At 73.4% G+C, this 18,901-nt stretch carries 12 protein-coding genes; 7 read left to right on the top strand and 5 right to left on the bottom strand.

Features of this window, described 5'->3' with window-relative positions:
- Positions 1–91: 91 nt before the first annotated feature.
- Complete coding sequence (locus tag OG286_RS29840) at positions 92–1,045, top strand: oxygenase MpaB family protein (RefSeq protein ID WP_396319133.1); 954 nt, start codon at positions 92–94, stop codon at positions 1,043–1,045.
- 162 nt (positions 1,046–1,207) lie between these two features.
- Here the strand turns inward: OG286_RS29840 and OG286_RS29835 are convergent, their stop codons facing one another.
- Complete coding sequence (locus tag OG286_RS29835) at positions 1,208–2,545, bottom strand: MFS transporter (RefSeq protein WP_396319134.1); 1,338 nt, start codon at positions 2,543–2,545, stop codon at positions 1,208–1,210.
- Positions 2,546–3,275: 730 nt separating this feature from the next.
- Here OG286_RS29835 and OG286_RS29830 point away from each other — a divergent pair.
- Positions 3,276–4,037, top strand: a complete 762-nt coding sequence (locus tag OG286_RS29830; protein ID WP_396319135.1) for a MerR family transcriptional regulator — start codon at positions 3,276–3,278, stop codon at positions 4,035–4,037.
- Positions 4,038–4,293: 256 nt separating this feature from the next.
- Here the strand turns inward: OG286_RS29830 and OG286_RS29825 are convergent, their stop codons facing one another.
- Both OG286_RS29825 and OG286_RS29820 read right to left on the bottom strand, forming a co-directional pair.
- Positions 4,294–6,657 carry an FtsX-like permease family protein gene (locus OG286_RS29825; RefSeq protein ID WP_396319136.1) on the bottom strand — a complete coding sequence of 788 codons (2,364 nt, stop codon included), beginning with the start codon at positions 6,655–6,657 and terminating at the stop codon, positions 4,294–4,296.
- Positions 6,654–7,358 (bottom strand): ABC transporter ATP-binding protein, encoded by a 705-nt coding sequence (locus OG286_RS29820; protein ID WP_396319137.1) that lies wholly within the window; start codon positions 7,356–7,358, stop codon positions 6,654–6,656. The genes OG286_RS29825 and OG286_RS29820 overlap by 4 nt, the downstream gene beginning before the upstream one ends.
- A gap of 415 nt (positions 7,359–7,773) precedes the next feature.
- On the opposite strand from OG286_RS29820, the gene OG286_RS29815 reads away from it, so the two are divergent.
- From OG286_RS29815 to OG286_RS29800, 4 genes are all read left to right on the top strand, one after another.
- Entirely contained in the window at positions 7,774–9,243 is a 1,470-nt protein-coding gene (locus OG286_RS29815) for a sensor histidine kinase (protein ID WP_396319138.1), read from the top strand.
- Positions 9,195–9,854, top strand: coding sequence for a response regulator (locus tag OG286_RS29810; protein WP_396319139.1), 660 nt, complete (start codon positions 9,195–9,197; stop codon positions 9,852–9,854). Before OG286_RS29815 ends, OG286_RS29810 begins: the two co-directional genes overlap by 49 nt.
- Positions 9,855–10,244: 390 nt before the next feature.
- Positions 10,245–11,357: an isopenicillin N synthase family dioxygenase gene (locus OG286_RS29805; RefSeq protein WP_405365895.1), complete on the top strand. Its 1,113-nt coding sequence runs from the start codon at positions 10,245–10,247 to the stop codon at positions 11,355–11,357.
- 271 nt (positions 11,358–11,628) lie between these two features.
- Positions 11,629–13,530, top strand: a complete 1,902-nt coding sequence (locus OG286_RS29800) for a hypothetical protein (protein ID WP_396319141.1) — start codon at positions 11,629–11,631, stop codon at positions 13,528–13,530.
- On the opposite strand, the gene OG286_RS29795 is transcribed toward OG286_RS29800, so the two are convergent.
- The gene (locus OG286_RS29795; protein WP_396319142.1) at positions 13,495–15,687 is read right to left on the bottom strand and encodes a hypothetical protein; all 2,193 of its coding nucleotides are present in this window, start codon (positions 15,685–15,687) and stop codon (positions 13,495–13,497) included. The two genes, OG286_RS29800 and OG286_RS29795, sit on opposite strands and share 36 nt — an antisense overlap.
- A 140-nt stretch (positions 15,688–15,827) precedes the next feature.
- On the opposite strand from OG286_RS29795, the gene OG286_RS29790 reads away from it, so the two are divergent.
- On the top strand, positions 15,828–16,574 hold the full coding sequence (locus OG286_RS29790) for a MerR family transcriptional regulator (RefSeq protein WP_396319143.1): 747 nt from the start codon (positions 15,828–15,830) through the stop codon (positions 16,572–16,574).
- A gap of 146 nt (positions 16,575–16,720) precedes the next feature.
- Here the strand turns inward: OG286_RS29790 and OG286_RS29785 are convergent, their stop codons facing one another.
- Positions 16,721–18,892 carry a 3-hydroxyacyl-CoA dehydrogenase NAD-binding domain-containing protein gene (locus OG286_RS29785; protein WP_396319144.1) on the bottom strand — a complete coding sequence of 724 codons (2,172 nt, stop codon included), beginning with the start codon at positions 18,890–18,892 and terminating at the stop codon, positions 16,721–16,723.
- Between the last annotated feature and the right edge of the window lie 9 nt (positions 18,893–18,901).

Here is an 18,901-nt window from a genome sequence, read left to right as displayed (position 1 = left end):
GGCGGCGACCTGCGGGGACCAGGCCTCGTTGGCCGGCGGGCGGCGACCGGGCCGCGTTGACCCGCCCCTGACCGGCCCCTAGGGTCGGCCTGTGCAGCGATACGACTGGCTGAAGAAGATTCAGCGCATGGATCCGGAGACCGACTTCACCGAGATCTACCGGATCAGCAGCTGGTACGAGTTCCCCTGGGACACCACCCAGTCGCTCAGCTTCGCCCTCTACCGCACCTACGCCGTGCCCAGCATCGGCCGGCTGCTCGCGCAGACCGGTGAGTTCACCCGGCGGGCGCAGAAGCGGTACGACGACACCGTGCTGATCCTGGAGGCCGTCGTCGAGCACGGCTTCGCCTCCGAGCAGGGGCGCGAGGCGATCCGGCGGATGAACCAGATGCACCGCCGGTACGACATCTCCAACGAAGACTTCGTGTACGTGCTCGCCACCTTCGTCGTGGTGCCCAAGCGCTGGCTGGACGACTACGGCTGGCGTCCGTACTCGCCGCACGAGATCCGCGCCACCACCAACTACTACCGGGAACTCGGCCGCCACATGGGCCTGAGCGGCATCCCGGAGACGTACGAGGAGTTCGAGCGGCTGCTCGACGACTACGAGCGCGCCCACTTCGGCTACGACCAGGGCGGCCGCGACGTCTCGGACGCCACGCTCGGGCTGATGGCCTCCTGGTACCCGGCCCCGATGCGCCCCTCGATGCGCACCTCCTCCCTCTGCCTCCTGGACGACCCGCTGCGCGAGGCCTTCGGCTACCCGGCGCCGCCGGCCGCCCTGCGGCGCGCCGTCCGGACCGGCATGTGGCTGCGCGGCCGCTTCGTCCGCCTCCTCCCGCCCCGCCGCAAGCCGCACCTGGCCCGCGACGGCCGCCAGGTGCGCGGCTACCCCGGCGGCTACCGGGTGAGCGAGCTGGGCACCTTCGAGGACGGGCCCGCGACGGCCGGCGGCTGCCCGTTCCCGCACACCGCCCAGGCCGCGGCGGCTCGGACCCCGGCTGACGAGTCCCCTACGGTCCGGGCCCCGATTGCCGAAGGCTGACCGGCGGAGGGCTGCACCACCTCGTGGGTGGCGGAGTTCCCGGTGTCCGCGAGGGCGCCGGGAGCACCTCGCGGGCGAACTCGGCGATGGTGAACTCGGCGATCTCGTCGCGGCCGGTCAGGCGCTCGCCGGGGCCGTGTTCATGATGACCGTGACCGAACGTCAGGTGCGCCTGAGGTCAAGGGCCGGCTTCACGCCCTGGGGAGCATCGTCGCCGGCCCTGATCGGGGCCGCTGCCTCGGCCTCGGCCTCCGTGGCGGTGGACTGGTCGGGGAGGAGGCGACGGGTGCGGATCGGCGAGAGGTAGACGGGGAGGAAGGCCGAGGCGAGAAGCACACCGCCGAGCCAGAGAGTGGGATGGAGCCCCGCCAGCTCGCCGAGCAGGCCTGCCAGGGCGGCACCGATCGCCAGTGAACCGGTGAGCAGGAAACGAAAGGTGGCGTTCATCCGGCCGAGCAGGGCGTCCGGGGTCATCCGCTGCCGCAGGCTGACCCCGAGCACGTTGTCCATCCCGGTCTTGAAGGACAACACCAACGAGCCGAACCCCGCCACGTACAACCAGACGCCGGCACCGTTCAGCGGGATCAGCAGACCCGCCGGTGCCGCGCAGAGACCGGCCAGGCCGAGCGCCCGGCCGTAGCCGACCCGGGCCGCGATCGGCCGGGCACAGCGGGACCCGAGCAGGATGCCCAGGCCGCCGACCGCCCAGTACAGGCCCAGCGCGCCGGCGGGGAGGTGGAGCTCCCGCACGAACAGCACCGGAAGCAGGGTGTTGACGATCTGGAAGCCGAGGTTGGTGAGGGAGGCGGTGAGCGCGAGCGCCCGCAGTTCGGCGTTGCCGAGGACGTGACGCAGGCCCTCCCCGATCTGCGCGCCCAGGCCGGGCCGGTCGCCACGCACCGGCGGCGACGCGGGTGCGGGGGTACGGCGCAGGGCGATGAGGCGCAGCGCCGAACCGAGGTGGCTGGCGGCCGTTGCGGCGATGGCGGCCGGTGCGGTGAGCAGTTGGACGAGCGCACCGCCCGCGCTGCGCCCGGCGATGTTCCCGACGGCCATCAGACTCACCACAGCCGCGTTCGCCTGCACCAGGTGGCCGCGGCCGACCAGTTGCGGCAGCACGCTCTGCGACGCGACGTCGAAGAAGACGGTCGCGCACCCGCTCAGCAGGGCGACGGCGTACAGCTGCCAGAGGGTGAGCCCGCCCAGCCACCAGGCGAGCGGGACGGACGCGTACAGGGCGGCCTTCACCAGGTCCGCGACGATGAGGACGCGGCGGTGGCGCATCCGGTCCACCCAGGCTCCGGCGGGCAGGCCGATCAGCAGGAACGCGAGGGTGCTCAGCGTGGCCAGTGCCCCGACCTGCCCGGCGCTCGCGTCCAGCGCGGTGACGGCGATCAGCGGGAGGACGACGTAACCGATGTTGGTGCCGAGCTGGGCGAGCGCGGTGGCGGTGAAGACGGTGCGGAAGTCGCGTATCCGCCAAGGCGATTCGGGGCTCATGGTCCGTTCGTTCGGTCGCGAGTGGTGGTGGCAGGTCGGTAGCCGTGGTGGTCGCGGCGGTGGAGGCGGTGGGGCGGGTGGGTCGTTCCCGATGCTGCCGGGTCAGGACAACCCCGGCCGGCGCCCCGATCATTCCCGCGACGGTCCGCACGCTCAACGCCTCGTCAAGGACGCGCGCGCCGAGCGCCGCCGAGACGACCGGCAGCAGGTGGCCGACGGTGGCCGCGCCCATGGCACCCTCGTTGGCGTTGAGCCGGTAGTTGTGGTGGAAGGTGAGTCCGGTACAGAACACCCCGAAGACGGCGACGGCGGCCGGCGCCGGGAGTCGAACCCGTCCGCGGTGGCGCTGACGGGACGGCACGGGCAGTCGCCGGACCGGCTCTACGAGCAGCGCGGCGCTGGAAGACTGAAAGCGCGGCTCAGGGATGGGGATTCGGGTTCGGACTCGGGTTCGGCCCCCGGATCCGAATCCGGGGGCGGGGGCGGGGGCGGGGGCGGGGGTCAGGACTTGAAGTTGCCGCAACGGCAGCTTCTATCGTCCTGATCAGGGCCGGAACGACCGGCCCGGTGAGTAAGCTTGAGACCGGCAGCAGCCGGCGGCCGGAGCCCGATCGGTACCCGGAAGCCCGAAAGGGCCCCGGAAGCCTGACCGGTGCCGGCCCCGGGGCCCGACCCCCGGGGCCGGACCGGCCGGTGGCAGCCGGCCTCACGCAGGTGAGAGGAGACGGCGATGGCCTGGCCGATCGCGGAAGTGGCACGGATGTCGGGCGTGACCGCCCGGACGCTCCGGCACTACGACGAGATCGAGCTGCTGCCACCCGCGTGGATCGGCTCCAACGGCCACCGCTACTACGAGGAAGGCCAGTTGCTGCGGCTGCAGCAGATCCTCGTACTGCGGGCGCTCGGAGTGAGCCTGTCCGAGGTCGGAAGGATCCTGGCCTCGCAGGTGGACGAGCTGGAGGCCCTGCACGGCCACCACCGCCGGCTGCTGGCCGAGCGCGACCGGCTCACCGCCCTGGCCGCCACCGTCTCCCGCACGATCACCGAACTGGAGCAGTCCAGGAAGGACGGTAGTCCGATGACCAGCATCAACCGACCGGAGAACCTCTTCGAGGGCATCCAGCCCGCCGAGTACGGGGAGAGCCTGCGCGACTTCCCGGAGCTGGCCGAGGGGATCGGGCGGGCGACCGCGACGATGACCGAGGCCGAGATCGAGGCCGGCCAGCGCGAGCGCACCGCGCTCATGATCCGGCTGGCCGAACTGATGGCCGCCGGCACGCCCGTCGACGCCGAAGCCGTGCAGGCCGAGGTCGACGGACAGTACCGGGCCGTCAGCGCGATCCAGCCGGTCACCGCCGAGGAGTACCGCGCGATCGGCCGCTCGTGCGTGGAGAACGAGCAGTGGCGCGCCGCGTACGAGGCCATCGCGCCGGGCCTCGCCGCATACCAGCGAGACGCCATCGAGGTGTACGCCGCCACCCTGCAGGCCTGAACCGAACGGCCTGAACCGAACGGCCTGAAGCGGACGACCTGAACCGAACGAGCTGAATCGGTCGGTCTGAAGCAGACGGCCCACCCGGGCTGGGTTCGCCCATGCTCGGCTCGGCCCTGCTCGAACGCCCCGCCCGGCCTGGGGAGGCCGACGTGGGTGGGCAGCTCGGCCGGCTCGGGCGAACCCGAGCCGGGCCGCTGCCCCGGAAGGACGGGTTCCGGGGCAGCGGCCCGACATCCGACGGGCTGTCGGGCCGCTACTCGGTGCGCAGTGCCGTCACCGTCCGGGTGCGTGCTGCCCAGGTGGCCGGCGGGAGGGCGCCGAGCAGGGCCATCACCAGCCCGCCGAGCACCAGTGGCAGGACCACTCCCGGTTCGAAGACCGCGAGGTCCGCCTCCGGTACGCCCGTCCCCGCGGCGCGGGCCATCGCCGGGACTATCCAGTGGTGGACGGCGACCCCGACCGGGACGCCCACCACTCCGGCGAGGAGGCCGCTGCCACAGACCGAGGTGAGCACCATCCCCACGGTCTGGCGCGGTGACATCCCGAGTGCCTTGAGCACCCCGAGGTCGTGGACCCGCTCCCGGGTGTCCAGCAGGACGGTGTTGAGCACCCCGAGGCCCGCCACCGCGACCAGCAGCAGGGTGAGGACGGTGGCCAGTGAGTTCATCGCCAGGACGGTGATGTTCAGACCCGCCCCGCCCCGCTCTGCTTCGAGGCCGAGCGGCCGCACCGCGTCGTCCAGCGTGTCCGCGAAGGCCTGCCGGTCGGTACCGGGCACGAGGTCGACGTGGAACCGCACGGAGGCCGGCAGGACGGCGGTGGCGAGGGGTATCAGCGTGGATCGGTCGGTCAGCACCACGTCCTCCGTGGAGAGCGCCTCGCCGACGATCCGGACCGGGGTGCTGCGGCCGTGGTCGGTGAGGGCGATCGTGTCGCCGACCCGGACCTGATTGGCGCTCAGGAACCCGGACCCCACCACCGCCTCTCCCCCGCCGTGGAACCACCGGCCGGAGACCATCTGGTACCCGCTCCAGGAGGAGTCCCCGCCGTAGGCGACCACACCGGCCCGCCCCGTGTGGTCCGCGACGGTGACCGGGGCGAGGACCGTACTGAACCAGGCCCGGGTGCCCGGACGGGCGGTGATCGCGGCCACGACGGTGGCCTCGTCCAGGCGGTCGACGGGTTTGGCCGAGCGGTCCATCGGCGGTTCCACGATGACCGCGCCCACATGGTCGGCGTTGAGGCCGTCCTGGATCCCGTTCAGGGAGACCGCCAGGCCCGCACCGAGCGTCACACCGACCGTGCCGAGCAACACCGCCGCCGTCGTGGTCGCTGTGCGCACCGGCCGGGTGAGCGGGCCGGCCAGTCCCAGGCTCAGCGCGCGTGGCACCGGCAGCCGGGCCAGCAGGCGCTGGGCCGCCGCGACGTTCCGGGAGGCCCCGGACCGCGTCCCCGGCGCCGTCCGACCGACCGCGAGCGCCTCGACGGTGCGCAAGCGACCGGCCCGCAGCGCGGGCACCAAGGCCGTTCCGGCCACCGCGGCGAGCGCGACCGCCGGAACGGCCAGGTCGACCCAGGGCGGGATGCCGAGCAGTCCGCTGCGCAGCGCCTTGTCGGCCAGGCCGAGGACGGGGACGGCCAGCAGGTTCCCGCCGAGGACGCCGAGCGCTGTCCCGGCCGACGCCGGGACGAGTGCCTGACCGACATAGGCACGGACCACCTGTGCCGGGGTGAAGCCCAGGGACTTGAGGATGCCGATCCGCCGGGTGGCGGCGGTGACCGCGCCGCTGACCACCACCCCGATGGTCAGCACGGACATGGCGAGGCCGAGCAGGCCGAAGGCGACAACGAACGGGACGAAGGTCGCGGCCGTCCGGTCGGCGTGCCGCTTGGCCGGAAGGTAGGAGGTGGCGCCGGTCAGGGCGCCCGGCGGCAGGGCGGTGGCGAGCGCCGCGCGGTCGGCGTCCACCTCGGCGTCGGTACCGGCGTGGGCGAAGCGGTAGAGCAGCTGGACCGGCGGTGAGCTGCCGGGTGCGGTCAGCGCGGCGGCCTGCTCGGGGGCGACCCAGCCGTCCGCGCTCCAGGAGACCGAGGCGGCCAACCCGACCACGGTCAGCGTCGGACTGCCGGGCAGGTCGGGGAAGGTCATCCGGTCGCCCAGGGCCAGCGGGGAGCGGCCGTCCGGGAGGACGACCTCGCCCGGCCCGGCGAGCCAGCGACCGAGCGTCACCCGCAGGCCGTCCAGCGGCTCGTCCAAGGCGCGCGCGACGAAGGTCATCGGGGCCAGCGCGGCGCCCTCGGGGAGTGCGCCGGAGCCATCGCCCGCGTGCGGCCGCAGGGGCAGAGCCGGGTACGGGCCGGCCATCGCCGTCACCCCCGGGGCGCGGGAGGTGGCGGCGAGTCGCGCCGGATCGGCCTTCGCCGGGTCGACCAGGGCGTTCAGGTGGGCGCCGCGCTGCTGGGCGAAGGCGTGGTCGAACGGGCCGTGGGCGGCGGCCAGCAGCCCGGTGGCGAGCACGCAGGCCGTGACGGCCATCATCGTGGTGAGCACCATGACCAGTGCCTGCACCCGCTTGCGGCCGACGCCGGCCCGGACCACATTGCCGAGTGCACTCATCGGGTGGCCTCCGCATGGAGCGTGTCGCGGTGCAGGCGGCCGTCGAGCAGCTCGATCGTCCGGGTGGCGCAGGCCTCGGCGAGCGCGGTGTCGTGGGTGACCAGCAGGATCGTCTGGCCCTCCGCGTTCAACTCACAGAGCAGCGCGCGGACATCGGCGGCGGAGGTGGTGTCCAGGGCGCCGGTCGGCTCGTCGGCGAGCAGCAGCGGCGGCCGGTTCATCAGAGCCCGGGCCACCGCGACGCGCTGGCGCTCGCCGCCGGAGAGCAGGCCGGGAAACGTCCGGGCGTGCCGGGCCACGCCGAGCCGGTCCAGCAGCTCGGTGGCACGGCCCCGCGCCTCGTCCCGGCGCATCCCGGACAGCTGGGCGGGGAGCAGCACGTTGTCCTCGACGCTGAGGTCGTCCAACAGGTTGAAGAACTGGAACACCATGCCGATCCGCGCCCGCCGGTACCCGGCCAGCGCGGCCTCGCCGAGCTCGTGGACGGCGACTCCGTCCACCACCACGCTGCCGGTGCTGGGGAGATCCAGGCCGGCGATCAGGTTGAGCAGGGTGGATTTGCCGCTGCCGGAGCGGCCGAGCACGGCCAGTGCCTCGCCGGCCCGCACCTCCAGGTCCAGCCCGGCCAGGGCCGGGCGAGCGGTGCCAGACGTGTCGTAAGTCTTGCTGACATCGCTGAGCCGGATGATCGGCGCGGTCACGGGCCCTCCAAGGGGCGGGAACAAGGGGCGGAAAGGAGTCCAGGAGCGGAAAGAGGGATCGGGGACGGGATCGGGGGCGGCCGGAGAAGCGCGGCCCCGGGCCGGCACTCGGGCAGATCGAGCAGGTTGGCGCCCCCCGGGAGCCGATCGAGCAGGTTGGCGCGCCCGGGAGCGGACCCGGCCCCGGAGGGCCCCGGGCCGTCTGACGGGAACGACGCTACGGACCGGCGGCAGGGCCTCGATACACGGCTAGGCGGCCTCCTGAGGTGTATTCAGGTACACCTCAGATTCGGGGTTCAGGCCCCGTGCGCCGCCTGTGGGCCGCCCGGCAGACTGGCCACCGCATGATCGAGGGGTCCCGGTCCGGGCGCCGCGAGGAACGCTGCAGGACGCAGCAACGGGCAGGAGGTGCGTGATGAGCACGGTTGTCGTGGCCAGGGCCGCTACACGGGTGGGCCGGGCGCTCGTGGACAGCGTGCGCGCCTTGTACGCGGTCACCCTGGCGGTGGCGGGCGCGGTCGCCGCCGCGGCCGCTCCCGTTCTGGTGCTCGCCGCCCTGCTGGGCCCTGACGACTCGTCCGCGCCCAACCGGATCCGAGCGATGACGGGGCTCCTTCTGGCGACGCTGCCAGTCGCCGTCTGGGCGCTGAGCTGGGCCACCGGGGCGGCCGGCCGGGCGGCGGGGGCCGCTCTGCTCGCACCGGGGACCCTGGCTGTGACGGCCACGGTCATCTACGGGGGCGCGGCACCGAGCGGCCGTTCCGGGGCACTGCTGCTGGCACTTCCGCTGCTGATGCTCGGCGTGATCGGCTCCCGCTGGGTGGCGGTGGAGACGAGGCGGCTGGTCGGGCATTGGAGCGGTAGGGCGATCGAGCCGCCGTACCGGCCGACGGCCGACGGGGGTCCGCGGTGGCGGCAGCTGTGGCGGCAGGCCGGCGGCTGGCCGGGTGACCCGGCGACCTGGCGGGACACGGCCTGGTCGGTGTTCTCCGGCGTCACCGTCCTGCTCACAGCCATGCTGCTGATCCTGGTCCCGGTACTGGTGCAGGTGTTCGGCAGAGGCGGTCCGTTCATCTCCCTGCTGGTGCTCTACACGATGGCCCTCTGGCTGGCGGGCCCCGTCGCCCTCTGGGCCGCCCGGCCCGTGCTGGCACTGCACGAGCGGGCCGCCCGGGCCCTGCTGGGGCCGTCCCGGCGGACGGAGCTGGCCCTCCAGGTCAGCCACCTGGCCCGGACGAGGGCGGACACCATCGACGCCGGGGCGGCTGAGCTGCGCCGGATCGAGCGGGACCTGCACGACGGGGCGCAGGCCCGGCTCGTGGCGCTGGGGATGCTGCTGAGCGTGGCCGAGCAGCTGCTCGACCACGACCCGCAGGCCCTGCGACCGCTGCTCGCGGAGGCCCGGACGTCCTCGGCCAAGGCGCTGGGTGAGCTGCGCGGCCTGGTCCGGGGCATCCATCCGCCGGTGCTCGCCGACCGCGGTCTGGCCGACGCCGTGCACGCCATGGCCCTCGACCTGCCGCTACCGGTCCGGTTCACCGGCGGGCTTCCGGGCCGACCGCCCGCACCGGTCGAATCCGCGGCCTACTTCGCGGTGAGCGAGCTGCTGGCCAATGTGGTCAAGCACGCCGGGGCCGGCCGGGTCTGGATCGACATCGGCCATGACGGCGCCGAGGGGCTGCTGCGGATATCGGTGACCGACGACGGGCGCGGCGGCGCAGACCCGTCAAAGGGCACCGGTCTGCGCGGAACAGAGCGCCGGCTGGCCGCGTTCGACGGGGTGCTTGCCGTCAGCAGCCCGCCGGGCGGCCCTACCATCGCACAGCTGGAGATCCCGTGCGCGTTGTCATCGCCGAAGACCTCTTCCTCCTCCGGGACGGCCTGACCCGGCTGCTGGAGGCGAACGGCATGACGGTCACCTCGGCCGTCGAGACCGGTGACGAGCTGCTGGCGGCGGTGGCCGCGGACCGGCCGGACATCGCCGTGGTGGATGTCCGGCTGCCGCCCTCGTTCACCGACGAGGGCCTGCGCGCGGCCCTGGCCGCCCGTCAGAACCAGCCCGGGCTACCGGTGCTGGTGCTGTCTCAGTACGTCGAACAGCTCTACGCGCGCGAGCTGCTGGCGGACGGCAGCGGCGGGATCGGCTACCTGCTGAAGGACCGCGTCATGGACGGCACCCAGTTCCTGGACGCGGTACGCCGGGTCGCGCAGGGCGGCACGGCGATGGACCCGGAGGTGATCGGCCGGCTGCTCACCCACAACTCGGCCTCCGGCCCGGTGGCTGCGCTCAGTCCGCGCGAGCGGCAGGTGCTCGCGCTGATGGCGGAGGGCCGGTCGAACGCGGCCATCGCCCAGCAGCTGGTGATCACCGAGCGGGCGGTCGCCAAGCACACCGCGTCGATCTTCGTCCGGCTGGACCTCCTGCCCTCGGACGACGACAACAGGCGGGTCCTCGCGGTGCTGGCCTACCTCAACGACCACAACGACCGCAACTGATCCAGTGACCACAACAGACCCGATGACGACAACGGACCCAACAGACCCGGCAACCGCAGCAGCCCCGACGGCCTCCGCATCCGGCCAACTCCCGCCACTTAGCACGTACACGACAACAAATTGGACCCGGGGCCTCCTCGCCGGTGCGACCGTCATTTAGGCTGGTGACGTGCTCATACTTGTTCGCCGCCGCCACGTGGACCTGCTCCGCGTGACGAGCATGTCCTGTCGACGCTCCGGCTGAACCTCGCGCCTCCCACCCTCATGCGCGGTCCTCACCAGGCCGCGTCCCCCTTCCCGGCCCCCGGGCACCCGCCGCACCAGGCGTGGCCCCGGCGCCCCCGGTCGACCACCGGGAACGGTCGGGACGAGACCCAGCGGATGTCACCCATGACGCAGCAGCAGCACCCCTCCACCACCCCGTCCGCCCTGGCGGACGCCCGCTCGAACGCCCTCGCGGACGCAGCCGCGGGCGCCCTCACCGACGCCCTCCCGGTGATCGACCTCTCGCTCGCCGGCGGCAGCCCCGAGGACCGGCTCCGGCTGCACGACGAGCTGCGGGCCGCAGCCACCGGCGTCGGCTTCTTCCAGCTCGTCGGCCACGGTGTCACCCGTGCCGAGACGGCCGCCCTCACCGGGGCGATGCGGGCCTTCTTCGACCTCCCCGAAGCCGACCGGCTCGGCGTGAGCAACCTCAACTCCCCGCACTTCCGCGGCTACACCCGCACCGGCGACGAGCGCACCGGCGGCAGCCAGGACTGGCGCGACCAGCTGGACATCGGCGCCGAACTGCCCCCGCACGTCCCGGGGCGCGGCGAGCCGCCGTACTGGTGGCTGGAGGGCCCGAACCAGTGGCCCACGGCGCTCCCCGAGCTCCGGTCCGCCGCACTCGGCTGGATCGACCGCCTCGGTGACGTCGCCAAGCGGCTGCTGCACGAGCTGCTCACCGCGATCGGCGCCCGCCCGGACTTCTACGACTACGCCTTCGCCGGGCACCCCCACCTACGCCTGAAGCTGGTCCGCTACCCCGGGACGGCGCCCGACGGGGCCGGCCAGGGCGTCGGCGCGCACAAGGACTACGGCTTCATCACCCTCCTCCTCCAGGACACCGTCGGCGGCCTCCAGGTGGAGCGTCCGGACGGCAGCTTCCTGGAGGTCCCGCCGATGGAGGGCGCCTTCGTGGTCAACCTGGGCGAGCTGCTGGAGGTCGCGACCGACGGTTACCTCAAGGCCACCAGTCACCGCGTGGTCAGCCCGCCCGGCGCCCGGGAGCGCTTCTCCGTCCCGTTCTTCTACAACCCGCGCCTCGACGCCCACATCGAGCCGCTCGACTTCCCCCTGGCCCACCACGCCCCCGGGGCCACCCAGGACCCGGCCAACCCCCTCTTCGCCGAGTTCGGCCTCAACGAGTGGAAGGGCTACACCCGCGCCCACCCCGAGGTCACCCGCCGCCACCACCCCGACCTGGTCGACTCCACCCCGGCGGAACCGACCCGTTCCTGAGCCCACCGGCCCGCCGATCTGCCGATCTGCCGGCCCGCCGATCTGCCGGTCCGCCGGTCCGCCGGTCCGCCGGTCCGCCGGTCTGCCGGTGCGCCGCTGAACCCGGCCCACCACCACCGGCCTGCGCCCTCTGGAATCCACCGCCCGACCCAGAGGAGCGCGGGCCGGCTCGCACACGGCCGCCCCGCCCGTGCCGTTCCGCTGCCCCCGCCCGACCCCGTCCGCCACCCCCGGGCTGGCAGAATGGGTCGACTTGGCGAAAGACGGGGGCGTGGCGTTGACGACGAACACCGTGAGGGCGCAGCGGGTGCACCCGGCGATCGCCGACGACCGCGCGCGCTGGTCGACCGTCCGGCCCGAGCGGCGCGTCCTCGGCGTGGTGCACAACATCACCGCCGCGACCCGGCTGCTGGACCTGCTCGCCGTGTTCGGGGCGGACCGGCGGGTGGAGGTGCTGTTCAGCTGCACCGGCTCGTCGGCGCTGGATTCCGGCACCTCGGATTTCCTCCGGGAGCGCGGGATGATCGAAATACCCTGGGAATCGGCCAAGGAATTCCCGTTCGACCTCGCGATAGCCACGAACCGGGGCGGGGATTTGCATGCACTGCGCGCACCGCTGATCGGAGCCCCGCACGGCGCCGGATACAATAAAATGCTCAGCCGGGAGCCGGGAGCCGGGAGCCGGGAGCCGGGAGCCGGGAGCCGGGAGCCGGGAGCCTTCGGCCTGACGGCCGAGTGGTTGATGCACGACGGCCGGGTCGTTCCGTCCGCCGTCCTGCTGTCCCATCAGGAGCAGCTCGACCGGCTCCGAGCGGGGTGCCCCGAGGCCGTCCCGGTGAGTGCCGTGGTCGGCGATCCGTGCCTGGACCAGTTGCGGGCGAGCATGCCCCTGCGTTCGGCGTACCGGGGTGCGTTCGGGGTTCGGCCGGGGCAGAAACTGGTGGTGGTGTCGTCCACCTGGGGCCCGCATTCGCTGCTCGGACATGCCGACGCGGATCCGCTGCGCCGCGTCCTGGCGGAATTGCCGGCCGATGAATTCCGGGTGGTCGCGGCCGTCCACCCGAATGCCTGGTTCGCCCACGGGCTGTGGCAGATCCAACGCTGGTTGGGCGAATTCGTCGAGGCCGGCCTGATACTTCCGGGGCCCGAGACGGAGATCTGGAAGGCGGCGCTGGTCGCCGCCGATTTCCTGGTGGGCGACCACGGTTCGGTGACGCTGTACGGCGCCGCGCTGGGAACTCCGACCGTCCTGGGCGCTTTCGCGGAGGACGCCGTGGCACCCGGTTCACCGATGGAGCAGCTCGGGAAGCTCGCCCCCCGGTTGTCCGGGTGGGAGGGCGTCCTGCCGCAGTTGCTGGGCGCGGCGGTCACCCAGCGTGCGGACCCGGCGGTCACCGAGGTCGGCGGCCTCGTCAGCTCGGTGCCGGGAGAGTCCGCCGCCCGGCTGCGCACCGTCTTCTACCGCCACCTCGGGCTGGACGAGCCCGCCGGACCTGCGGTTACCCGGGTCGTCCCGGTGCCGTCACTGCCCACCGCCCGGACGACGGTGCTGCCGCCGACGGTGGTCGCGGTGTCGGTCGTGGATTCGACGGAGACACCGACCGGGACACCGACGGAGACGTCGTCCGAGCTGCCGACCGAGACGCCGGCCGAGGTGCCGGCCGGGGCCCCCGAGGGCGGGCGAAGCATGAGGCTGCGCAGGTACCCGGCCGGGTTGCAGCGATCCCGGCTCGGCCATCTCGGCGCCGGCACCCATCTGGTCGCGGACCTCGCGGAGCCCGACAGCGGGGTCCGGAGGTCGGCGGATGTGCTGCTGGTACCCGCCGAACGGGCCGAGTCCACCTTCGAGTCCACCACCGAGTCCACATTCGAGTCCGCCACCGACCCCGCCGCCCGGTCCACCTGGCGGGAGCTCGGGCGGGGGCTGGCCGGCTGTGCGCTGATCGCGGTGGAGCGGCCGGACGGCGGCTGCCTGGCGCTGCTTCCCGACGGGCGCCGTCTGACGGCCGTGTGGCAGGAGCGTCCGGCATGGGCGTCGTTCGCGGTCGCGGCGTCCGTCGTCCATGAGCAGCTGTCCGGCGAGTCGGCGCCCGGCGGGGTGGTGCGGGTGGCAGCGGGCGCCGGGCAGCCGGCCGGGCTACTCCTGGTCAGCCTCTGCCGAGCTCCCGGGTGACAGCAGGCGCTCGACCTCGGCGACCTTGGTACTGCCCGCCTGGGCGTAGAACGCGCGGGCGCGCGTCCAGTCCGCGACCGCCTCGGCCTCGGCACCCGACGTCCGGTGCAGGTCACCGCGTTGCCGCAGGATCTCGGCCCGCTGGTAGGCAGTGCCGGGGCGGTCGGGGATGTCCTCCAGCGCCTCGGTCAGCAGGGCCAGGGCCGCGTCGGGCAGGCCGGCGGCCAGTCGGTCCTCGGCGAGGCGGGTGAGGCTGCGGGCCACGTTGTAGCCGTCGCCGAGCCGGGCGAACTCCTCGGCGGCGCCCCGGAGGACGGCCTCGGCATCCGCGTGCCGGCCGAGCGCGGTCAGCACGCGCCCCCGGTGGTAGCCGAGCAGCGCCAGGCCACGCCGGTGGTCGACGCCGTCGAGCGCGCCGAGCGCCTCGTCCAGCAGACCGAGCGCCGTACCGGGATCCCCCTCGCGCAGGCTCAGCAGGCCGAGCGCCTCCAGGGCCGAGGACGCCGTCCGACGGTGACCTTCGGCCCCCGTACGCCCGCGCGCGATGCGCAGCGCCTCGGCGAGGTGTTCCCGGGCGAGGCGCGGATCGTCCTCCCCCGCATCGAAGCGGTCGAGCAGCGCGAAGCCCAGTTCGTAGTGCATCCGCGCGAGTGCCAGCAGATCGCCGGTCTCCAGCGCGGACGCGACACCGACCCGCAAGGCCCGGATCCAGTCGGTGTGGTGGCCGCCGCGGAGGCAGTGCGTCCACAGGCCCTGGCAGATCCGCCAGGCGTGATCGTGCCGCCCGGCCCGGTTGGCCGTCTCGACGGCGGCGACCAGATTGGTCCGGTACCCGTCGAGCGCCACACCGTCGACCACCGGGCCATCAGCCACCGTGCCGTCGGCCGCCCGACCTCCGAGCGCCGCACCGTCGGCCACCCGACCGTCGACCGCCGCGCCGTCGGCCGCCCGGGCCCGGCGCCGGTAGGCGTCCGCCGGGTCGTGGCGCCAGCGCTTGGACTGCGCCGCCTCCCCTGCCTCCGCGAGGTCGGTGTAGTACGCCAGGATGCGGTCCAGCGCGGCCTCGCGCTCCTGCGCGTGCGCGGGCAGCCGGGCGGCGAGCCCGGCGTGCTCGTGGACGACGCCGTTGAGAAGGTGGCGGCCGTCCTCCCGGTGGTCCAGCAGGTTGGCGATGCGCAGGGCGTCCAGGGTCGGCCCGAGCGGTCCGGCGGCTCCGAGGAGCGCCCGGATCCCCCCTTCGTCCAGCAGCAGGGTGGGGTGCAGGCCGAGCAGCCGGTAGGCGCGGGCACTGTCCGCGTCCAGGCTCCGGTACATCTCGTCGAGCAGGCGGGGGAAGGAGATGTCGTCCACGGCCAGTTCCTCCAGGCGCGATGTGCCGCTGTCGAGTTGGGCGACGAGCTCCCGCAGCGCCGCCGGCCCGAGCGAGACCAGCCGGGCGGCGAGGATCCGCAGGGCCAACGGGATGCCCGCGCAGGCGCGGACGAGGGGCAGCCGGGCGGCCTTGGTCTCGTCGCCGAGGTCGGCGACGCGGGCGAGGAGGGCGTCGCTGTGCTCGTCGTCCAGCGGTCCGACCCTCAGCTGTTCGACGTCGTGGGAGCCGCGCAGTCCGCCGAGGCGGTCGTGGCTGGTGATCAGGGCGATGCTCCTGCGTGAGCCGGGCAGCAGGGGCCTGACCTGAGCGGCCGTCCGCGCGCCGTCGATGAGGACCAGCACCGGCAGGCCGGCGGTGCGGCGTTGGAAGCAACGCGCCAGCGCGGCCTGGTCGCCCGGCCGGTCCTGCTTCGGCACGCCGAGCTGGTCGAGCCAGTCCTCCAGGACGGCGGTGGCGTCCGCGTGCTGACCGTTCGGGGAGAGTTCCGCCCGCAGCTGGATGGTCGGCAGGTCCGTCTGGTGTTCGCGTACCCAGCGGTCCGCGGCGGCCGTCACGCCGATTCCGGGCATGCCCCACAGCAGGATCCGGGTGGCCACGTCCTCCGCCCGGCAGCCGGCCCGGATGGTGTCCATCCGCGTGAACAACTCGTGGTTGTTCACGTAGTGCCGTATCACCGGAACGTCCATCAGGATGACCCGCTCCGCCGGGGCAGGGGGCTCCGCGACATTGATGGTGTGTGCCATGAAGACGTTCTGGAACTCGCCGCCGCTGATCGAGTTGTGCACTCCCCCGCCTCTCCCCAGCCCGCTCTGCCGTCCCCATCCTGGCGGCATCGGCGGGCCGGCTCAAGCACGGGGTGGACCTGTGTTGACGGCCACTGTCACACTGCTGCTGTTACAGCGGAAGTGCTACGGAGGTTGCACGGATGAGCGCGCGCGAGGGTGTCGAGATGCGGCTGACGGTGGACGAGTTGGCGGCGCGCGCGGGGGTGACGGTGCGGACGGTGCGGTTCTACGGGACGAAGGGCCTGCTGCCGCCACCGGAGCTGGGACCGCGGCGGGTGGGCCTGTACGGGGCGGAGCACCTGGACCGGCTGGGGCTGATCGAGGAGTTGCAGCGCCAGGGGCTGACGCTGGCGGCGATCGAGCGGTACCTGGCGCGGCTGCCGCAGGACAGTACGTCGCTGGACCTGGCGATCCACCGCGCACTGGTGGCGTCGTGGACGCCGGAGGCGCCGGAGGAGGTCAGCCGGGGGCAGTTGGAGCGGCGGGCCGGCCGGGCGCTGTCGCAGACGCAGCTGGACCGGCTGGGCGCGATGGGGGCGCTGGAGCGGACGGCGGATGCCGAGGTGTTCCGGGTGGATCCTGGGCTGCTGCCGCTCGGGGTGCGGATCCTGGACGTGCCGATCCCGTTGGAGACACTGCTGGCGGCGCGCGCCGTGGTGCTGGAGCACAGCCGGGCGACGGCGCACGAGTTGCACCGGCTGTTCCGCGAGACGGTGTGGAGGCCGTACCGGGAGAGCGAGCCGGCCCCGGCGGAGCTGGAGCGGATGAAGGCGCTGACCGACCACATCCAGCCGATGGTGGCGCAGGCGCTGGTGACGGCGTTCCAGCGCTCCCTCAGGGAGGAGCTGGGCGAGGCCGCGCGCGGCGACGCGGACTCGCCCAGCTGACCGACAACGGGCCCGCCGCACCCAGGACACCGGGCAACGGACCTCGGACGTCGGACGTCGGACGTCGGACAACCAACCTCAGGCACCGTCCCCGGGCGGCCAACCCCGGGCGGCCAACCCCGGGCGACGAGCCTCAGGCACGGACCTCAGTCCGTGAACGTCCGCCCCTCCGCCGCGATCCGCTCCAGCAGGGCGGGCGGCGCGAACCTCTCGCCGTAGGCGGCGGCCAGTTCGCGGGCCCGGGCCGCGAAACCGGCCGGGCCGCCCTCGTAACCGTTGATGTACTGGAAGACGCCGCCGGTCCAGGCCGGGAAGCCGATGCCGAGGATGGAACCCACGTTGCCGTCGGCGACCGAGGTGAGCACGCCCTCCTCCAGGCAGCGGACCGAGTCCAGCGCCTCGCTGAAGAGCATCCGCTCCTTGAGGTCCTCGAACGGCACGGCGACGTCGGCGCGCGTGAAGTGCTCGCGCAGCCCCGGCCAGAGCCGCCCGCGACCGCCGTCCTCGCCGTACTCGTAGAAGCCGGCGCCGCCGCTGCGGCCGGGACGGCCGAACTCGTCGACCATCCGGTCCACCACGGCGTCGGCCGGGTGGGCGGTCCACTCGCCGCCGGCCGCCTCGGCCGCGCGCCGGTACTCGTTGCGGATCTTGCGGGGCAGGGTGAGCGTCAGCTCGTCGAGCAGCGAGAGCACCTTGGCGGGGTAGCCGGCCTGGGCGGCCGCCTGCTCGACGGAGGACGGGTCGACGCCCTCGCCGACCATGGCGACGCCCTCGTTGATGAACTGGCCGATCACCCGGGAGGTGAAGAAGCCGCGCGAGTCGTTGACCACGATCGGGGTCCGGTCGATCTGCCGGACCAGGTCGAAGGCGCGGGCCAGGGCCTCGTCACCGGTCTGCGGGCCGCGGATGATCTCCACCAGCCGCATCTTGTCGACCGGCGAGAAGAAGTGCAGGCCGATGAAGTCGGCGGTGCGCTGGACGCCCTCGGCGAGCAGGCCGATCGGCAGCGTGGAGGTGTTGGAGCAGAGCAGCGCGTCCGGCGCGACCATGCCCTCGATCTCCTGGAACACCTTGTGCTTCAGCTCGGGGTTCTCGAAGACGGCCTCGATCACCGCGTCGCAGCCGGCCAGGTCGGCGGCCTCGGCGGTGGGGGTGATCCGGGCGAGCAGCTCGTCGCGCTTCGCCTCGGTGGAGCGGCCGCGCGCGATCGCCTTGTCCAGCAGCCCGGCGGAGTAGGCCTTGCCTCGCTCGGCGGCCTCGACCGTCACGTCCTTGAGCAGCACCTCGATGCCGGCCTTGGCACAGGTGTAGGCGATGCCCGCACCCATCATCCCGGCGCCGAGCACGGCGACCTTGCGGACCGTCCGCCTCTCGAAGGAACTCGGCCGTCCAGCACCGGAGTTGACCGCCTGCATGTCGAAGAAGAGCGCCTGGATCATGTTCTTGCTGGTCTGCCCGCAGGCCAGCTCGGTGAAGTAGCGGGCCTCGATCACCATGGCGGTGTCGACGTCCACCTGGGCGCTCTCCACCGCCGCCGCCAGCACGTTGCGCGGGGCCGGGTAAGGGGCGCCGGCCAGCTGCTTGCGCAGGTTGGAAGGGAAGGCGGGCAGGTTGGCGGCGAGCGCCGGGGTGTTGGGGGTGCCGCCGGGGATCTTGTAGCCCTTGACGTCCCAAGGCTGGACGGCGGTCGGGTTGGCCTCGATCCAGGCGCGCGCATGGTCGGCCAACTCCTCGGGAGTGTCGACCAGTTCGTGGACCAGGCCGTGCTGGAGCGCCTGCGCCGGCCGGTACTGGCGACCCTGGAGGAGCACCTTCAGCAGGGCGTCGGTGATGCCGAAGAGGCGGACCGTGCGGACGACCCCGCCGCCGCCCGGAAGCAGGCCGAGGGTGACCTCGGGCAGGCCGATCCGGCTGGCGGAGGTGTTCAGGGCGATGCGGTGGTGGCAGGCGAGGGCGATCTCCAGTCCGCCGCCGAGGGCGCTGCCGTTGACGGCGGCGACGACCGGCTTGCCGAGCGTCTCCAGCCGGCGCAGGGCGCGCTTGATCCGCATCGACTTCTCGAAGACGGCGGCGGCGTCCTCGGGGCGGGCTGCGGAGAGCATCTTGAGGTCGCCGCCGGCGAAGAAGGTCTTCTTCGCGGAGGTGATGACGACGCCGCGCAGTTCGTCGCCGAGGCCGGCCAGCCGCTCGACGGTGGCGTCGAAGTCGGCCGTGAAGGCCTCGTTCATGGTGTTGACGGACTGGGTGGGGTCGTCGAGGACGAGGGTGACCACGCCGTCCTGGTCCTGCTCCCAGCGGATGGTGGTGGTGTCGCTCATGTTCGGGTC

Origin of the sequence: Kitasatospora sp. NBC_00039 (genome assembly GCF_045160625.1) — a bacterium.
In the GTDB taxonomy this organism is placed as follows: domain Bacteria; phylum Actinomycetota; class Actinomycetes; order Streptomycetales; family Streptomycetaceae; genus Kitasatospora.
Note: the sequence above shows the minus strand (reverse complement) of the source record. Positions and strands in the feature narration are given on the sequence as shown.